17 protein-coding genes are annotated in these 17,686 nt (G+C 47.6%); 1 reads left to right on the top strand and 16 read right to left on the bottom strand.

Annotation, left to right across the window (positions count from 1 at the left end; all coding sequences use genetic code 11):
* Positions 1-24: 24 nt before the first annotated feature.
* The 15 genes from proS to BM265_RS06830 all read right to left on the bottom strand — a co-directional run bounded on the left by proS (position 25) and on the right by BM265_RS06830 (position 15,079).
* Positions 25-1,467, bottom strand: a complete 1,443-nt coding sequence (proS, locus tag BM265_RS06900; RefSeq protein ID WP_074960815.1) for a proline--tRNA ligase — start codon at positions 1,465-1,467, stop codon at positions 25-27.
* 105 nt (positions 1,468-1,572) lie between these two features.
* Positions 1,573-1,932, bottom strand: a complete 360-nt coding sequence (locus tag BM265_RS06895) for a hypothetical protein (protein ID WP_074960814.1) — start codon at positions 1,930-1,932, stop codon at positions 1,573-1,575.
* Positions 1,929-2,303 carry a TIGR04076 family protein gene (locus BM265_RS06890; protein WP_074960813.1) on the bottom strand — a complete coding sequence of 125 codons (375 nt, stop codon included), beginning with the start codon at positions 2,301-2,303 and terminating at the stop codon, positions 1,929-1,931. The genes BM265_RS06895 and BM265_RS06890 overlap by 4 nt, the downstream gene beginning before the upstream one ends.
* Before the next feature lie 12 nt (positions 2,304-2,315).
* A complete protein-coding gene (locus BM265_RS06885; RefSeq protein WP_074960812.1) occupies positions 2,316-2,870 on the bottom strand; it encodes a YcxB family protein in 555 nt (184 codons plus the stop codon).
* 9 nt (positions 2,871-2,879) lie between these two features.
* A complete protein-coding gene (locus tag BM265_RS06880) occupies positions 2,880-4,325 on the bottom strand; it encodes an MBOAT family O-acyltransferase (RefSeq protein WP_074960811.1) in 1,446 nt (481 codons plus the stop codon).
* Positions 4,325-4,822, bottom strand: coding sequence for a DUF4358 domain-containing protein (locus tag BM265_RS06875; RefSeq protein WP_074960810.1), 498 nt, complete (start codon positions 4,820-4,822; stop codon positions 4,325-4,327). The genes BM265_RS06880 and BM265_RS06875 overlap by 1 nt, the downstream gene beginning before the upstream one ends.
* Positions 4,823-4,861: 39 nt before the next feature.
* Positions 4,862-5,743: an SGNH/GDSL hydrolase family protein gene (locus tag BM265_RS06870; RefSeq protein WP_074960809.1), complete on the bottom strand. Its 882-nt coding sequence runs from the start codon at positions 5,741-5,743 to the stop codon at positions 4,862-4,864.
* Between the two features lie 152 nt (positions 5,744-5,895).
* Positions 5,896-6,483 (bottom strand): Maf family protein, encoded by a 588-nt coding sequence (locus BM265_RS06865; RefSeq protein WP_207646962.1) that lies wholly within the window; start codon positions 6,481-6,483, stop codon positions 5,896-5,898.
* Positions 6,484-6,485: 2 nt separating this feature from the next.
* The gene (locus BM265_RS06860) at positions 6,486-8,042 is read right to left on the bottom strand and encodes a SpoIID/LytB domain-containing protein (RefSeq protein ID WP_074960808.1); all 1,557 of its coding nucleotides are present in this window, start codon (positions 8,040-8,042) and stop codon (positions 6,486-6,488) included.
* A gap of 166 nt (positions 8,043-8,208) precedes the next feature.
* Complete coding sequence (locus tag BM265_RS06855) at positions 8,209-9,327, bottom strand: cell wall hydrolase (RefSeq protein ID WP_074960856.1); 1,119 nt, start codon at positions 9,325-9,327, stop codon at positions 8,209-8,211.
* Positions 9,328-9,462: 135 nt separating this feature from the next.
* Positions 9,463-10,545, bottom strand: coding sequence for a class B sortase (locus BM265_RS06850; RefSeq protein ID WP_074960807.1), 1,083 nt, complete (start codon positions 10,543-10,545; stop codon positions 9,463-9,465).
* Positions 10,546-10,619: 74 nt separating this feature from the next.
* The gene (locus tag BM265_RS06845) at positions 10,620-11,696 is read right to left on the bottom strand and encodes a class B sortase (RefSeq protein ID WP_074960806.1); all 1,077 of its coding nucleotides are present in this window, start codon (positions 11,694-11,696) and stop codon (positions 10,620-10,622) included.
* Positions 11,683-12,246, bottom strand: coding sequence for a CinA family protein (locus BM265_RS06840; RefSeq protein WP_074960805.1), 564 nt, complete (start codon positions 12,244-12,246; stop codon positions 11,683-11,685). Before BM265_RS06840 ends, BM265_RS06845 begins: the two co-directional genes overlap by 14 nt.
* Before the next feature lie 408 nt (positions 12,247-12,654).
* Entirely contained in the window at positions 12,655-13,833 is a 1,179-nt protein-coding gene (thiI, locus tag BM265_RS06835) for a tRNA uracil 4-sulfurtransferase ThiI (RefSeq protein ID WP_074960804.1), read from the bottom strand.
* A 115-nt stretch (positions 13,834-13,948) separates the two neighbouring features.
* Positions 13,949-15,079 carry a cysteine desulfurase family protein gene (locus BM265_RS06830; protein WP_242940790.1) on the bottom strand — a complete coding sequence of 377 codons (1,131 nt, stop codon included), beginning with the start codon at positions 15,077-15,079 and terminating at the stop codon, positions 13,949-13,951.
* A gap of 224 nt (positions 15,080-15,303) precedes the next feature.
* Between BM265_RS06830 and BM265_RS06825 the strand changes: the two genes are divergently transcribed.
* Complete coding sequence (locus tag BM265_RS06825) at positions 15,304-15,687, top strand: cytidine deaminase (RefSeq protein WP_074960802.1); 384 nt, start codon at positions 15,304-15,306, stop codon at positions 15,685-15,687.
* Between the two features lie 286 nt (positions 15,688-15,973).
* Here the strand turns inward: BM265_RS06825 and groL are convergent, their stop codons facing one another.
* Complete coding sequence (gene groL / locus BM265_RS06820; RefSeq protein WP_074960801.1) at positions 15,974-17,617, bottom strand: chaperonin GroEL; 1,644 nt, start codon at positions 17,615-17,617, stop codon at positions 15,974-15,976.
* Between the last annotated feature and the right edge of the window lie 69 nt (positions 17,618-17,686).

Genomic DNA, 17,686 nt, shown 5'->3' with positions numbered 1-17,686 from the left:
CTGTCAATAATTATGAATTGTGAATTAATAAGCCTTGCCCCAGAGTACCATTTTCTTTGCAGGCTTGCCGCAGCATACGCATACGTCGCTGATATTATCCTGCTCGAAGGGGATACATCTTGAACCAACGCCTGTCAGTTCCTTTACCTTATCCTCGCACTCTTCTTCGCCACACCACATAGCCTTTACGAAGCCATCGCCTTTCTCTTCGAGAGCCTTGATGATATCATCGGTGGTTTTGCAGGCATAGGTACGTCTCTCGCGGTTTTCAAGAGCCTTCTTGAATATGCCGTCACGTACAGCTTCAAGCTTAGCGTTTACTGTCTCGACCAGCTCGGTGAGAGGTGTGAAGGTCTTCTCTCTGTCGTGTCTGGTAACTATTACGCACTGACCGTTCTCGATATCCTTGGGTCCCAGCTCGATACGAACAGGCACGCCCTTCATCTCGTACTCAGCGAACTTCCATCCGGGGGACTGGTCGGTATCATCCAGCTTTACGCGGATACCAGCTGCTTTCAGCTGCTCGTATACCTCGTTTGCCTTTTCAAGAACGCCTTCCTTGAACTGCTGTATAGGAACGATAACTGCCTGTACAGGTGCAACTGCAGGGGGCAGTACAAGACCGTTGTCATCGCCGTGGGTCATGATGATAGCACCGATAAGACGTGTGGTCACGCCCCATGAAGTCTGGTGGGGGAATGCCAGCTTATTATCTCTGCCTGTGAACTGGATGCCGAAAGCCTTGGCAAAGCCATCACCGAAATAGTGGGAAGTACCTGCCTGAAGAGCCTTACCATCGTGCATGAGTGCTTCGATAGCGTAGGTAGCCTCAGCGCCTGCGAACTTATCGCTGTCGGTCTTTCTGCCCTTTACTACGGGCATAGCAAGCTCTTTCTCGCAGAAATCAGCGTAGCAGTTCAGCATACGCTCTGTCTCTTCGATAGCCTCATCTGCTGTTTCGTGTATGGTATGACCCTCCTGCCACAGGAATTCTCTGGAACGGAGGAAAGGACGGGTGGTCTTTTCCCATCTTACAACGCTTACCCACTGGTTATACAGCTTGGGAAGGTCGCGGTAGCTGTGAACGATATTAGCGTAGTGCTCGCAGAACAGTGTCTCGGAGGTAGGTCTTACGCAGAGTCTGTCTTCAAGCTTCTCGCTTCCGCCGTGAGTTACCCATGCAACTTCGGGAGCGAAGCCCTCAACGTGATCCTTTTCCTTCTGGAGAAGGCTCTCGGGGATAAACATAGGCATACAAACATTCTCGTGACCCAGTTCCTTGAAACGGGTATCGAGCAGACGCTGGATATTTTCCCAGATAGCGTAGCCGTAAGGTCTTATAACCATACAGCCCTTGACGCTTGTATACGCGATGAGCTCTGCCTTAGTGCAGATATCGGTATACCATTTTGCGAAATCCTCGTCCATTGAGGTTATCGCATCGACCATTTTCTTATTCTTTGCCATATTTTTTTCAACTCCTAATTATATGTACGGCGAAATCACTCCGCCCCTGTTTTACTTTTTTATGATTCGAGGATAAGATCAACAGCTGATAACAAGCGCTTTTCATTAGTCTTTATTGCTTGCTTCTCCCTGTTTATCCTCGGCTTTCTTTTTCTTGCCGAAATTGAAAGCGTAGATATCCTGGTTGTATATCTTATAATTGGGGTCGAAGTCCTCTTCCTTTGAAGCTTCAAAGGCGCTGTGGACTTCGTAGTTTTCCTGGGGAGAATGTCCCGTGGCAGAATCCTCCACCCTTTCGGGAGCGGCAAGACCCTTGCGTTCGATCTTGTCTGCCAGCTGAGGATTTTTCTTCTGTATCCATTTCGCCATTCTCGGCGTTACCAGACAAGCCAGCACTATCAGCACCATTATGATGCCGCATTTCAATGCCAGCGAACCCAGCAGGTTCAGTAATTCGTGATTCATTTACATTCCTCTGTTTCATCGGGGTAATCCCAGAATTTTCCTTTATGGAAATTCGGGTTGCCCAAAGGCTTTGCTGTCAGTCTGAACATAACACAGCCGTCGGGACAGACTATGGTCTTGGTATACTTGCTGTCACCGCCGAGATTTTCAAGGTCGCCGCCGCTGCGGACAGCTTCCATCAGCGGATACAGCATCATCATTGTTTTGGAGCATATGCCCTGACCGTCCTTGTTTACGGGACAGCCGTAGGTGCAGGTGTAGGTATCGCCGGGTTCTTCGCCGTTGCGGCAGTATCTCTCGGTACTGTTTCCGTGGAGAAATCCTGTTACCTCAACTGTGAACTCATATTCTTCGTCATACCATTTTTTCATGGTGTTCCTCCGTCAGAATTTGCATTTATCGGGGCATTTTTCTTTAAGCAAGGCTTCAAGCTCGGCGGGAGTGCCTTTTGTAAAGCAGTCATCATATAATAACATCGAATTTTTCAGTTTGATATTGAATAGACCTTTTTTGTGCGTCACCCGCTTGATCATGCTATACGGGACCTCTGTATGATTATTGACATTATCATAAGAATAGTCATTAATGATCTTTTCGTCATCAAATATAAGTGTGCTTTTGTAATTTGGTAAGCGCTTTTGTACTCTTCGTAGCCTTAAAGGCGGCAAAACCAAAATAATCAATATAAGTGGAACCACACAAGAAGCAAACAAATTTACAGTGATAATCCAAAATGTAGATTTCGTAAACAGCGTCGTCAGACTGCCATTTTTGATATGGTTAGACACCACCGTGAAGTAGTTAAAATCTTTTGCACCGGACACTGAATATATCACCCCGCCAATAAAGATCACCAATACAAGCAACCAACCCAGCGGGTCATTTTTCATATCATACCACAGTGACCTCGAATCTAATTTCAATTCAACTTCTATCATGCTGTCCTCCTAGAACCTGAAATACAAAAACGGGTTGAAGGAGTTGCCTGCCAGATATGCCACCGATACTATGAACAGCAGGGTACATTCTGCGGGGACGATGACCGTTTCGTACATTGAGGGCTTATGCTTTGCCATGAATCCGCCTGCTTTTTTGATAAGCGGGGTGGAGCATACAATCGCCAGCATGAACAGAACTATGTTCTGTGTGAGCCAGAAAGCTGTCTGTCCGTTCCAGAGGGGAAGTCCGCCGAAGCCGAACATATTTTTCAGATTCTGCAAGAGCGCCGAGGTATCTTCGTAGGCGAAAATTCCCCAGCCAATAACTATCAGCAGAAGTGCATAGATATGCTGGATTATCTTTGGTGATTTTTTCAGGAGTTTCAGCAGGAAGTTTTTCTCCAGCAGGAGTATCACGCCGAAGTAAACGCCCCACATCATGAAATTCCAGTTAGCGCCGTGCCAGAAGCCTGTCAGGAACCACACCACCATGATATTTACGCACTGTCTTGCCTTGCCCTTGCGGTTTCCGCCCAGGGGGATATAGACATAATCCCTGAACCAGCTTGACAGTGAGATATGCCATCTGCGCCAGAATTCGGTGATGGAATCGGATATGTAGGGGTAGTTGAAGTTTTCAAGGAAATCAAACCCGAACATCTTGCCGAGACCTATCGCCATATCGGAATAGCCCGAGAAATCGAAGTATATCTGGAAGGTATATGCGATTATGCCTATCCAGCTTGCGGCTATGCTGAGTTCGCTCTGGGGGGAGTTGGATATGCTGTCAAAAAGTTCACCCACCGCATTGGCGATGATGACTTTCTTGCCCAGACCGATACAGAAGCGCTTTACGCCCTCTGCAAACTTTTCGATGCTCTCATCCCTGTGGACCAGCTGTTCGGCGACATCTATGTATCTTACGATAGGTCCTGCGATAAGCTGGGGGAACAGTGCCACGTAAGTGCCAAGATGGAGTATATTCTTCTGGCACTTTACGTTGCCTTTATATACGTCGATAACATAGGACAAAGTCTGGAAGCTGTAGAAGCTTATGCCTATTGGCAGTGCCAGACCTGTGGGCTTTAACTGTGTGCCTGCAGCGGAGTTTATGGTGTTGATAAAGAAATCCGTATACTTGAAAAACAGCAGCAGTCCCAGATTCCAGACCACCGCTGTCATCATCGCAGCAAAAGGACCTTTGCTGTCCTTTTTATTCTCGGGCAGGCGGGTCTTATCCGCAAGTATGCCCGTGATGTATGCGACTGTTATGGACAGACACATCAGAAATATATATATTGGTTCGCCCCATGCGTAGAACACAAGACTGAACAGGAACAGCACTGCGTTCTGGGCTGTTCTTGCGTGCTTTCTGAACAGTACGGGCATCAGGAAATACATCAGCAGTACTGCGGGCAGGAAGCCAAAAAGGAAGGTCGTACTTGAAAAAAGCATTAACCGATTATCTCCTTAGCCTTTGCACTGTCGCCTGATACGCTGAAGAACACGTAATCGCCCTTTACAACAAGCACAGCGTCATCCAGCTTTGGAGCCTGCTCGGGCTTATAATCGGTGAAAGTAGACTTCTGGTTAGCAAGTCTTATGGTAAGGCTTCCCTCGATGGATTCAGCCATATCCTTGTTTGCTTCAAAGCAGGCGATCTCCTCGGGGGTAGCGCCTGTGGAGCTTACATATACCTTTGCGGTCTTGTAAGCATCGGGTGAAACGCCCAGTATCTTATTGATCTTGTCAGCATCAAATTCAACGAGGCTGTCCTCGTAGGAAATATCGCTCTTCAGCTTATCCGCAATCGCTGCAACGTCCATGGTCTCAACAGCGGTCTTGGCGGAGTTATCGCCGCCCTTATCGTCGTCCTTTTTGCCGCAGGAAGCGCAGGCGCAGGTAACTGTCATAGCTGCAAGAATGATACATAATGTTTTTTTGATATTCATTTTACTCACCTTATCCTTTTAATCTTTATTGTCATACCGTCAGGTATTGTCTATTATGAAATTCTGCCAGTAGAGGCAATAGTCGGCTGTCATGTGTATGCCGTCGGGAGAAGCTTCCTCGGGGAGGTAGCCGTTTTCGTCCGCAACAGCAGCTGAGCAGTCAAGATAATGCAGACCCAGTTCGCCTGCCACCTTTTCTATCGAAGCGGTGAAAGTGCGGGCGTTCTCGTTATTAACAGCGTCGCCGTCCTGATCCTGGGATTCTGCCAGAGGAAGTATGCCTATGAGATATATCTCGGCATTGGGCTGATAGCTCTGGATAGTTTTTACCATCTCGGTATAGTGCTCCTCAAATGTATCCACATAAGGCCAGCCCATCTCGTTGGTTCCGAAGCTTATGAATACTCTGCCGAACTGACGGGAACTGAGTGCCTGCTGGAGAGTACCCACTGAACCGTCGCCCTGTGCTATCTCGGTGGAGGTCAGCACGGTGTCGATATTAAGTCCCACTGCGCACAGGAAAGTTGCCTGGGGCTTATCGGTACTGTTCATCATACCGACTGTACGGCTGTCACCGATAAACACTGCATCGCCAAGATTATCGGCTGTATCCTTGGGTACAGCGTAGGGATGTTCACCCTCTGTAAAATCAGGTGCGTAGGAACTTGTTTCCTCTGTCACGGAGCTTTCAGGCTCTGCTTCGGAAGATTCAGTATCCTCCTGTTTCGCTTCATGCGAGGTTATTTCAATTTTAGGCGCAGTTTTTTCAGCCTTGGTGTCAACTGCGGGTTTATGTGCATCTTTAACGGCGGCAAACACCGACCAGCACACAGTAAACAGCATACACCCCAGACACAAGGCAGTGATCATATTCTGCTGCGCTTTTACGCGCCTTTTTCTGATAACCGAATTACTTTCCATCTTTCATTTCCTCTGAACACAACTAGATAAGTATATCATACCATATTTCCAAGATATTTGCAAGTACATTCTATTAATTTATCATAGGAGTATTCTGCTTTTTAGACATACAAAAGGCAGACATATAATTATTATGCCTGCCTTTGCCCTTGTTAATCTAACATTTCATGCAGCTTGCCGGCAAGCTTGGATACGGGCAGTCCAACAACGTTGAAGAAATCGCCCTCTATCTTATCCACGAGAAGCGTTCCCTCGCCCTGTATGCCGTAAGCGCCAGCCTTATCCATCGGTTCGCCCGTATTGATATAATCCTCTATCTCCTCATCGGTAAGATCTTTGAACCAGACCTTTGTTGTTTCGGTAAAGGTATCGGTATGACCTTTATAGCTGATGGATACTCCTGTATCCACGGTATGCATCCTTCCTGACAGAAGCTTCAGCATACGCGCTGCATCCGCTTTGTCCTTGGGTTTTCCGAGTATCTCGCCGTCGGCGGTGGTAACTACCGTATCACAGCCGATAACGACTGCTTTCTGGTAAACGTCGGCAATGCACTTGCACTTCTGGAATGACAGAAAACCGGGAACGTCGCCTGCACTCAGTGCCTCGGGGACTGCTTCTCCGCAGTCGGCGGGGATCACCCTGAATGACGGACATATAAGCTGCATAAGCTCTTTTCTTCTCGGTGATGCTGATGCGAGTATCACATCATATTCCATCAGCAGATTTTTGATAGTCAAACTTAGTACCCTCCATTTTGCTCATACGACCAGCCTGTGCTGTTATCGTAGTAGCTTCCGTTATCATAACCGCCGTTATCGTAGGTGGTATCAGATGTATAGGTCGTATCCGAAGACCACTGATCATCGGAAGCGGAATAATCCGACCACTGCGATGTGGTATCGCTGTAACCGTAATCGGTCTGCGGTGCGGTATAACCTGTATTGTCATCAGCTGCGGTATTTGTAGTTGAAGTTGAGGTATCGCTGCTGCTTTCCTCAGGCGGTTCCTCCGAGCCTTCTGCGGGCTTGGAAAGTTCAAGCTTTGCATCGACGTAATAGTGGGTCAGTATCTGGTCGTATGTCCAGCCGTTTTCAGCGTAGTAATGTGCGCCCCACTGTGACATACCTACGCCGTGTCCCCAGCCGCAGGAGGTGAATGTGAATTCGCCGTCCTTGTACTTTATGGTGATGGCGTTGGATTTAAGACCCATCATATTACAGAGCTGGTTGCCTGTGAGCTTGCAGTTATCTCTGCCGTCAATGGTGACGGTATCGATATAAACAACGCTGTATGCTCTGTCGATAGTGAACCACTTGGTCTGGTCATCAGAGAGGGTGATGCCGAAGCGTCCCTCAAGCATGGACTTGACCTGTGATTTGGTATATGTTTTTTCGATGCCCCAGTTTACATCCTGGCTGTCGAATTCGCTTTCAACGCATTTAAGGTAGGGATAATCCATACTCCAGATATCGCCTGCGGTAGTGGTATAACCCGCACTTGATGCTGAATATACCGCATTGATTATCTCGCCGTCATAGTGCATAGCCTGACCTTCAACGGATTCAACTATGCTCTCAAGCTTGGAGGAATAGCCGTATCTAAGACCTATGGTAGGTGTCAGACCGTGCTCCTGATTGAATCTCAGGTGAGAATATGCAGCGACTATCTGCGCTTTGATCGCATCGTCGTCCCATGTATCACCTATCTCGTTATTGACCATCAGGCAGAGAAGTTCATGACCGTTCATAACAACGGTAGAGCCTGAGTTTTCATCATGCACCCTGAAATACTCGCCTGCCACGCTTCTTGTAGCGGTAAGCTTCTGGGGAGCTGCCTTTTCGGGATAATAGATAAGAGTATCCTGCTCGGGGAAAGGCACTGTGAAATCGTCGGGGTCGGTGATAGCGGGGCTGTTGACCTTGAATCCCTTGCACTTTGTTTCAGCAGCGGACATATCATAATCGCTTATGGCTGCTTTTTTATACTTGGGGAAAGTCATCTTTTTCACAGTAGGCTCGGCTTCAGCCTTTTTAGGTTCCTGCTTTGGCTCAGCCACCGGAGCTGTCTTTTTCTCCACGGCAGGCTTAGGGGCAGGCTTTTCTGCTTTCTGTGTTACGGCAGATCTTACGGTCTCTTTTGCTTCTACCCTTTTGGCGGGGTTGAAAGCGCTGTCAGTCAGCATCAGCAGTCCGCAGCCGCCGGTGACGGCAACGCCTGTTACAAGCATCCTGATATGTGCCGCAATCTGTCTTCTGACAGATGCCTTGCTGTTATTTTCGTCTTTAGTCTTGCTCATCACAAAATTACCTCAAACGTTTAAGATTCAGTGTTTAGGGCAAAAAGCCCACACTGTATAGTTTACCAAATAAAGAGAAAAAGTCAAGACAAAACTTATGTCTGCCCTGACTTTTCGTATGTCTTACCAAATGCTGCACAAAAACTGTTCAGAGCCGTTATGCACTTTACCAGTTCTTGAAATACCTCTGACCATCCACTTCGAGGCAGAACTGCAGGGTCTCAAACCATGCTGAGATAGCACCGCCGCAATATCTTGGAGCGTAGTAGTAAGTTGCGCCGTTGGTGTTATCTTCACCCTGGAGCGCCCTTAACGCGCAGTCTCTTGTGTTCTGCGTGGGTACTGTAGTTCCGTTGTAGTAGCCGTAGATAGCATCAAACTGTTCGGGAGCTGTGAGCACTGCCGAGATAGAGTCCGGGAACTGGCTCGATTTTACCCTGTTGATGATAACATTAGCAACTGCGATCTTGCTCGCTTCGGAACAATTGCCTACTTCGCCCTGAAGTACGTAGCACAGCATCTCGAATTCATCATTGGTATAGCTGATGACGCTGTTTGTGCTGTCCTTGTCTTCAAGCTTGATAACGGTCTTGTCCTCTTTTTCTTCGGACTCATCGTCCTTCTTTTCCTCGGTCTTTTTGCTGTCGGGGGTCTTACCTGTAAAGTACTCAGCCATCGCATAGCCCTTTATCTCGCCATGTCTTACCGAATACCACACACCGTCATCGGTGCATCCGTCAACAACGACCCTTGTGTCTGTGTCGAGTACTTCAAGTGCTTCCGCGCTTTTGCTGGGTTCTGCCCTGAGATTTACGGGCGACTCAACATAAAGGAAGGTCTTGGAAATACTTTTGACCTTGTTTTTGGTTTTCTGTTCGGTCTCAGCCTTGACCGTCTCTTTGCTTGTCTTTTTCTCCTTAGCTGAAGTTGTCGTCTCAGTTGCGGAGGAGCTTGTCTTTTTGCCTGCTTCCGTTACCGAAGTGGTCTCGGGAGCTGAAACTTCTCCGAACTCATACTCGTTGATACTCGCCTTTCTCCATGTGACGGTATCCAGTGCGGTATACGCACCCTCATCTCTCGCTGTGTCGGTGGTGTTTACATTCGCAGCCTTTGTTTCTCTGCCGATCTCTGCTTCTGCTCCTGCATTTCTGCCAAGCAGTCCGCATACGCTAATTGTACCTACAGTGAGTACGCACAGTGCGCTGCTTCCAAGCAAAGTTCCGACCTTTCTCACGGACGGCTTCGCGGAATTCCGTTTAGCAGCCCTTGATCTTTTCTGCTTCATTTCTATCACATTACCTTTCCGGGAGCCCCTTGCGAGACTTCCTGTCCGCAGCCGTGAGAGATGCTGCGGAGCTTTATATTTTATACACCGGCGAATCCGATGTAATAAGCATAAAGCAAGTGATGACCTACGTCATCAGTATTCCCAGCCTTTATAGACTGTTTTGTTCCCGTAGATATCTTTCCATATCTTCGGAAAGTAGATATCTTTGTCCGCTCTTTCCTTATAGGAAGCTGTTATAGCGTCGATATCATCATCGGGTGTAAGCTTCTTTGCAACTATTACCCATCTTACGCCTTCTTCAACCAGCTTTGAGCAGGTGGAGAGGGTTATATACTTATCGTCTTCGGTACACTTTATATCGCTTGAGTACCATGACCTCCTTGTGATCTCATTATACCATTCATCGAACCTGTACTGTTCGTCGTTGAAATCTCTGTAGCCTATGTATTCCCAGAGATCGCCGTTATCGTCTTTTGCGTCTGTATTTATCATAAAGCAGCTGACGACAGCGTATTTGCACTTGCTCTCGTATATCGAATTGAACTCGATTATCGCGTGCTTCTTCAGGAAGTCTGCGCCCTGTTCGTATTCGGACAGGTGAGTGAAGCTTGTGCCCAGCCAGCCCATATGGTGGCCGAATATCGTGATATTATCCGACTGGCGCTCCTCACTGATGATACTCCATGTGTCAGCAAAAATACTGCCCGACTCATAGTAGTTACCATCAAGATCTTTGTAAAGATACTCGTCATTGTTCTCGCCCTGAAGAACAGGGAAGCTCATATACTGGTCTCCATCGGAGTCCTTGAATCCGGGTATCTTTATCCAGCCCACAACATCATCATTGCGGTCTAATAGTTTTTTATCCTTGACCCACTTCTGTATCTCACGCTTTTTGTAAGATTCATCGGAGTCTGCGATATCTATATCATCGCTGCCTGTATTTGCCTCATAATCCACATTTTCATCGAACTTGGGCTCATACTGTTCAACGAGACCGTGCATACGTGATCTCTCTCCGTTTGTGGCATCGAGATAGCTTTTCAGCTGACCGAGCGATACACAGAAGAGTCCCACCGAAGCTATGAAAACTATCTTGCGGACTACTTCGCTGCTTTTGTCGCCCTTCCAGGGGATAAAGTATCTTATCAGGCCACCGGAATTATTTGATCCTTCGTTATCGTTAATATTTGCTGATCCTCTTGCCATTGCCATTTATCATTACTCCTCGACTTTCAGGGTCATACCCTTTGTCAAGTCTTTTTTGCTGATATGTTGTTAGTTGTTGTTTAGTATTCCCAGCCCTGGTAGACCCTTTTGCTTCCGTAATGGTCGCGCCAGCTCTTGGGGAAATATATCTCCTTTTCGGGTCTGTTCTTATAGGAACTTACGATATGATCGATATTGTCCTCTGCAGTCAGTTTCTTCGCGATTATAACCCATCTGAATTCTTTCAGCAGCTTGGAACAGGTCGACAGAGTTATATACTTATCGTCAGCGGTACACTTGATATCATTGGAATACCATGATCTCTTGCTTACCTGATCGTACCAGTCTTCAAATTTATTGTCATCATCATTGAAGTCTCGGCAGCCCACATATTCCCATACATCACCGCCGTCGTCCTTTGGCTCGGTATTTATCGCGAAGCAGCTTATTATCGCATACTTGCGTCCGCTTTCGTATATGGAATTGAACTCGATTATCGGGTACTTTTTCAGGAAGTCCACACCCTGTTCGTATTCCGACAGATGTGTGAAGCTTGTGCCTACATAACCCATATGGTGACCAAACACCGTAATGTTATCGGTCTGACCGTTCTCATCCATCACGCTGGCGGCATCGATAAATATGCTGCCCGATTCGTAATACTCCTTATCAAGGTTTTTGTCGAGATAGTAGTCGTTATCTTCGCCCCTCAAAACAGGGAAGTTTATATACTCCTCACCGCTGTAATCGGTGAATCCCGGTATCTTTATCCAGCCGATAACGTCCTTATTGCGTTTCAGCAGGGGCTTTGCCCAGTCCTGAAGCTTCAGCTTCTGTGCAGCTGCCTCAGGGTTCGATGCATCGTAATCATCGCCGCCGTTATTGGCATCGTAGTTGACATTATCATCGAACTTGGGTTCGTATTCAACTACAACTTTCTGTATATAGGACTTCTGTTCCTCGCGGCTGGCGCCCAGATAATCACTCAGTTCGTTCAGCGACATCGAGAACAGCACTATCGACGCACAAAACGCCACCTTGCGGACTATCTCGTTAGCCTTATCACCTTTCCAGGGGATAAAGTATTTTACAAACCGCAGAAAGAAATTTGATTCATCTCTCTCTCGCAGATTTGCCGTCTCATTAAACATTGCCATCGTTATGATCTCCTTGACTTATCTGTATGCCGCAAAGCTCGCATATCATCTGCATAGTTTTCAGCACAGTTAACCTTCTTATTGATCCTCTGTCAAGTTTTTCATACTCTTCATATAACTTCAGCACCCGCGACAATTCCTTGTCCTTGTACCTCACCGAAACGTATACCGTTCCGACAGGTTTTTCTTTGGTGCCGCCCGAGGGCCCGGCAAGACCCGTTATGCCCACCGCGCAGTCAGTACCGAAAAGCTCCATGGCACCTCTGCTCATCTCACTTGCAACCTCGGAAGAATAGACTGTAAATCCACCCAGCGTTTCTTTCTTAACGCCCAGAACTTTCATCTTTATATCCTCGGTATAGGTGCAGACGCCGCCTTTGAACATTGCAGACGCCCCCGACACTGCGGTGATACATTCAGCCACCATTCCGCCTGTACAGCTTTCGGCTGTTGACATAGTGACCGAATTCTTTATCATATATTTTACTACACCCGCTGTAACAATGTCAATAGTTTCTGTTACCACTTTGTAGTCTTCCGCAAAATTCATCAACATCCTCCCGCCTTTTACTGACACATCACACAAAAAATCAGCCTCATTTTTGAACTTCATGTAAATTTAGTGAACATATCTTACTAAAAAATCAGGGGTTTTTCGACCGTTTTTGTTACGCTTCTGTTACACACTTACGACATAAGTGTTTGATTTTTCGGACATTTAACACATTAAAAACTTCGGAAAATCGGGATATGACCATACTTTATCACCAATTTTTCACAATAGAAAAGTACCGAAATTTGTACGTAAAAATTAAAATTCGGAAACATTGTAACCGTTGTGTAACCAAATTTACCAATTGTAACATCGTACAAATTGAGATATTTTCTGTACAGTTACCGACATCCGTCGTATACAAAAATATGAAACAAAACAGTGTCAGTCATCCGCATCTGACCCTTATCTGTTTTTGATAAGGGTAATGCTGGTGTTCTCGACTGCTTTCTGTATATAAGGCTCAAAATCGAAGCTTGCCTGCGCCTTTTCAACCTCAGCAAGAGAAGGTCTTGTCTTAGGGTGCTTGGGTGTAAATACAGTACAGCAGTCCTCGTATGGAAGGATGGAAGTCTCGAAAGTACCTATCTTGCGTGCGATCTCAACTATCTCAGATTTATCCATACCTATGCAGGGTCTGAACACAGGCATACGGCAGGCCGCATCGGTGCAGACCATAGCGTACATTGTCTGGCTTGCCACCTGACCAAGGCTCTCGCCTGTTACCAGCGCCTGGATATCGCCGTCATTCTCGCAGATGCGCTGTGCGATCTCCATCATCAGTCGGCGCATGAGAATGGTGAAAAGCTCCTCGGGGCAGTTGTCTCTCAGCAGTTCCTGGATTTCGGTGAAAGGTACACAGAAGAACTTGACGTCACCGCAGTAAGCTGTCATGAGCTTCGCAAGGGTCTCGACTTTCATTCTCGCTCTGTCAGAGGTGTAGGGCGGAGCTTCAAAGTGAATAGCTTCCACAACCGCGCCGCGGCGAGCCATCATGTAGCCCGCAACAGGTGAATCGATACCGCCTGAGAGCAGGAGCATTGCACGTCCGCTGGAACCTACGGGGATTCCGCCCGCACCATCAACGGGATCAGAATGAACATAGGCATAATCCTCGCGGACTTCCACCGTTACTGTAACCTCGGGGTCGTGAACATCGACTTCGAGGTGCGGGAACTTATCAAGTATAGCGCCGCCCAGCTCGGAGCATATCTCAGGGGACTTGTAGGGGAACTTTTTATCGGCACGTCTTGCGTTTACCTTGAAAGTTCTTGCGCCTTCCAGCACTTCAGACAGATATTCGGGAGCCTTTTCGCATATCGCTTTGAGGTCTTTTTCGATAGCGCCGCTTCTGCAAAGCTTGACTATGCCGAATACCTTGGAAAGTCTGGTCTCGAACTCGTCAACATCGGGGTTCTCTCCCAGAGGTTCAACGTACAGAGTTGACTGCGATTTAGTTACTCTGAACTCACCTGCGCTAGCCAGTCTGCGCTTTATCGTTTTGACCATCATGCTCTCAAAAGTGCTTTTGTTAAGACCCTTGAGGGCTATCTCGCCATACTTGCAAAGAATTATTTCCTTCATTATAACTGCTCCTCCGTTGATTTTTTGTCGGTAACTGTCGGCTGAGTACAATAATTTATCGACCTGTTCCGACATTCTCTTTATATATTAATATGGTATAAAACGTCCGTTCACTTTACTTCAGCCTTGCCAGTTCGTTTTGGGCGGCTGAGATACCCTCCATCAGACCGCGGAGGTCTTCCTCGGTGGTATCGGGTGAAAAGCTGATGCGCAGAGTGGTATCCATAACTTGTACAGGTATTCTGAACTCGGCGAGAACTCCGCTTTTTTTGCCCTTCGAGCAAGCCGAACCACTGGAAACGAATATCCCGCGCTTTTCCAGATAGTGCAGAAGCACCTCGGATTTAAGACCATCCACCGTTATGCTTGTAACGTAGGGTGATTTTTCTCCGCGGAAATTCACACCTATTCCGCCGTTCTTTTCGCAGAGCTCAAACAGCAGAGCTTCCAGTTTTTTTGCGGATTCAAGCCTTTCGGCGATGTTTTGGGAGTAGTGTTTTACCGCTTCACCAAAACCGCATATCAGCGGAACGGATTCCGTACCCGAGCGCATATTTTTCTCCTGACCGCCGCCCATCAGCAGCGATGGAAGGTGCAGACCCTTGCGGATAAACAGTGCACCTGTGCCTTTTGGACCGCAAATTTTGTGGGCACTCAGAGAAATAAGATCAGCACCGAGAGTTTTGGTCTTTATCGGCAGTTTCATATATCCCTGAACGCAGTCGCAGTGGGTGATGACCTTTGGGAAACGCCTGTGTATCGCGTTGAAAGCCTTGCTCACGGGGAGTATCGCGCCTGTTTCGTTGTTGACCAGCATCATACTTACAAGGAATGTATCCTCGTTGACTGCATCGGCAACGGCTTCGGCGGAGATCACTCCGTTTTCATCGGGAGATATGCGTATTACCTCGCATCCAAGGCGTTCCAGCTCATCTATTGGGCGCGCGGTGGCAGGGTGTTCTATGGTTGTGGTAACGACCCTGTGCTTGCGCTTACCTTGTGATTTATATGCACCAAAAATTGCGGTGTTGCTGCTCTCGGTAGCCCCGGATGTGAAGAAAATCTCTTCGGCAAGGCAGCCAAGACTTTCGGCAATCGCTGTCCTGGCATCTGTCACCAGAAGTTCGGCATCAAGTCCGCAGCGGTGCAGAGACGACGGGTTCCCGAAAACCTCCAGACCTTTCATTACCCCTGCTTTTGCGGCTTCGCAGGGCTTTGTGGTAGCGGCATTATCTAGATATATCAAAGCGCTCAGTCCTTTCTGATTTGATAGCATAAATTATATTATAACATATCCGATCACAAATTTCAACCTGATAGTGTGAACAGATCGTCTTTGGTACGTACCCGAAACGTTCACTTTCGTGTGATTTTCGCTTTAAAAACTATTGACAGCTTATCATACAAATGTTATAATGATATTGGTTGGGCGCCTATATGGCGAAATAAATAGATCTTGGGGTGTATATAATGGAAAACAAGGAACTTTTGGAGCGCGCCATCGAAGCTGCGCAGAATTCCTACTGCACGTATTCGGGTTTCTCGGTAGGTGCGGCGCTCCTCACTGAGGACGGCAGGATATTTACAGGCTGCAACGTGGAAAACAGCTCCTTTTCACTGACTATCTGTGCTGAGCGCACAGCGATATTCAAGGCAGTGTCCGAGGGCTGCAGGAAATTCAAAGCAATAGCCATCGTCGGCGGTGCGGAGGGCAATTACAGCCACCCATGCTGTCCATGCGGTGCTTGCCTGCAGGTGATGAGCGAATTCTGTGACGATGATTTTTCGATCATTCTTACAAACGGCGAATTCACGCTGGGCGAATTTCTGCCTATGCGCTTTGAACTTAACTGAATCGGTATAAGATATCTACAGGGCTTTGCCGCGCGCGAAGTCCTGTTTCTTTTTTGTTAAAAACGGACGGAAAGCAGTATTTTATCATAGGAGAAAATGTTTTTATTTATGTTTTGGTTTTATCTTCCGCTTAACGAATAGTGAATATCGGGCAGAGAATGATGAACAATATAAATATTGGCACGTCGGGATATTACGAAATTACGCAACGCAAAGGCACTTCTGTCAGATGTATGACAAAAGTGCCTGAATGTTTATTATTTATCCCGCGGGAGTACCCTTTGAATTAGTACATTCCGCCCATTCCGCCTGCGCTTGCTGCGGCTGCTGCCATAGCTGCGTCAGCTGCGGGATCCTTCTTGTCAGCTACAAGGCTCTCGGTAGTCAGTACCATTGCTGCTACGGAAGCTGCGTTCTGGAGTGCGCTTCTTGTAACCTTGGTAGGATCAACGATACCTGCGGGTATCATATCAACATACTCAGCGGAGTATGCGTTGTAGCCATAGCCTACCTTGCCAGAACGAACAATGTTATCGATGATAACGCTTCCCTCTTCGCCTGCGTTTGCAGCGATCTGTCTCAGAGGCTCCTCAAGTGCCTTGTATACGATCTGAGCGCCAGTCTTCTCGTCGCCTTCAAGGCCATCAACAAGCTCCTTTACCTTAGGCATAGCGTTGATGAGTGCTGTGCCGCCGCCTGCTACGATACCCTCTTCAACAGCTGCCTTTGTAGCTGCCAGAGCGTCTTCGATACGCATCTTCTTTTCCTTCATCTCGACCTCGGTAGCAGCACCTACCTTGATAACTGCAACACCGCCGGAGAGCTTAGCCAGTCTTTCCTGGAGCTTTTCTCTGTCGAAATCGGAAGTTGTGGTCTCGATCTGACCCTTGATCTGCTGGATGCGAGCCTTGATAGCTTCGCTTTCGCCAGCGCCGCCAACGATGATTGTGTTCTCCTTCTGAACAACGATCTGTCTAGCAGAACCCAGCTGTTCAAGAGTAGCTTCGCTCAGCTCCATACCAAGCTCGGTGGAGATAACTTCGCCGCCTGTCAGGATAGCGATATCCTGGAGCATTTCCTTTCTTCTGTCGCCAAAACCGGGAGCCTTGACGGCAACACAAGTGAAGATTCCTCTCAGCTTGTTGAGTATCAGGGAGCTCAGAGCCTCGCCCTCAACGTCCTCAGCGATGATGAGGAGCTTTTTGCCCATCTTTACGATCTGCTCCAGCAGGGGGAGTATATCCTGCATATTGCCGATCTTCTTATCGGTGATAAGAACCAGAGCGTCATCGAGAACTGCTTCCATCTTATCGGTATCTGTTACCATGTAGGGGCTGAGGTAGCCTCTGTCGAACTGCATACCCTCAACTACTTCGCTGTAAGTCTCAGCGGTCTTGGACTCTTCAAGAGTGATAACGCCGTCAGCAGTTACCTTCTCCATAGCCTCAGCGATCAGCTGACCGATGGTATCATCCGCAGCGGAAACTGCGCCGACTCTTGCGATATCCTTGCTGCCCTCGATCTTCTTGGAATTAGCAACGATAGCCTCAACAGCGGTCTCAACAGCCTTAGCCATACCCTTCTTCAGGATCATGGGGTTAGCACCTGCAGCGATGTTCTTCATGCCCTCGCGAACCAGTGCCTGTGCCAGCAGAGTAGCTGTGGTAGTACCGTCGCCTGCTGCGTCATTGGTCTTTGTAGCAACTTCCTTTACCAGCTGAGCACCCATGTTCTGGAAAGCGTCTTCCAGCTCGATCTCCTTAGCGATGGTAACGCCGTCGTTAGTGATGAGGGGAGCGCCGTACTTCTTATCGAGAACTACGTTTCTGCCCTTAGGTCCCAGTGTTATCTTAACGGTATCAGCCAGCTGGTCGATACCTGCCTGCAGTGCTTTTCTGGCTTCTTCGCCGTATATGATCTGCTTTGCCATTGTAAATTACCTCCGATTTTTCAATTCATAATTCATGATTCATAATTCATAATTTTGGCGGTAGACTAA

The sequence above is a fragment of the Hominimerdicola alba genome, assembly GCF_900112155.1.
GTDB lineage: Bacteria > Bacillota > Clostridia > Oscillospirales > Ruminococcaceae > Hominimerdicola > Hominimerdicola alba_D.
Note: the sequence above shows the minus strand (reverse complement) of the source record. Positions and strands in the feature narration are given on the sequence as shown.

Coding starts and splice junctions, on each gene's coding strand:
- BM265_RS06880 (WP_074960811.1), bottom strand. CDS start 4,325: ATGCTTTTTTCAAGTACGACCTTCCTTTTTGGCTTCCTGCCCGCAGTA.
- BM265_RS06875 (WP_074960810.1), bottom strand. CDS start 4,822: ATGAATATCAAAAAAACATTATGTATCATTCTTGCAGCTATGACAGTT.
- proS (WP_074960815.1), bottom strand. CDS start 1,467: ATGGCAAAGAATAAGAAAATGGTCGATGCGATAACCTCAATGGACGAG.
- groL (WP_074960801.1), bottom strand. CDS start 17,617: ATGGCAAAGCAGATCATATACGGCGAAGAAGCCAGAAAAGCACTGCAG.
- BM265_RS06895 (WP_074960814.1), bottom strand. CDS start 1,932: ATGAATCACGAATTACTGAACCTGCTGGGTTCGCTGGCATTGAAATGC.
- BM265_RS06855 (WP_074960856.1), bottom strand. CDS start 9,327: ATGAAGCAGAAAAGATCAAGGGCTGCTAAACGGAATTCCGCGAAGCCG.
- BM265_RS06850 (WP_074960807.1), bottom strand. CDS start 10,545: ATGGCAATGGCAAGAGGATCAGCAAATATTAACGATAACGAAGGATCA.
- BM265_RS06860 (WP_074960808.1), bottom strand. CDS start 8,042: ATGAGCAAGACTAAAGACGAAAATAACAGCAAGGCATCTGTCAGAAGA.
- BM265_RS06870 (WP_074960809.1), bottom strand. CDS start 5,743: ATGGAAAGTAATTCGGTTATCAGAAAAAGGCGCGTAAAAGCGCAGCAG.
- BM265_RS06840 (WP_074960805.1), bottom strand. CDS start 12,246: ATGAATTTTGCGGAAGACTACAAAGTGGTAACAGAAACTATTGACATT.
- thiI (WP_074960804.1), bottom strand. CDS start 13,833: ATGAAGGAAATAATTCTTTGCAAGTATGGCGAGATAGCCCTCAAGGGT.
- BM265_RS06890 (WP_074960813.1), bottom strand. CDS start 2,303: ATGAAAAAATGGTATGACGAAGAATATGAGTTCACAGTTGAGGTAACA.
- BM265_RS06825 (WP_074960802.1), top strand. CDS start 15,304: ATGGAAAACAAGGAACTTTTGGAGCGCGCCATCGAAGCTGCGCAGAAT.
- BM265_RS06845 (WP_074960806.1), bottom strand. CDS start 11,696: ATGGCAATGTTTAATGAGACGGCAAATCTGCGAGAGAGAGATGAATCA.
- BM265_RS06885 (WP_074960812.1), bottom strand. CDS start 2,870: ATGATAGAAGTTGAATTGAAATTAGATTCGAGGTCACTGTGGTATGAT.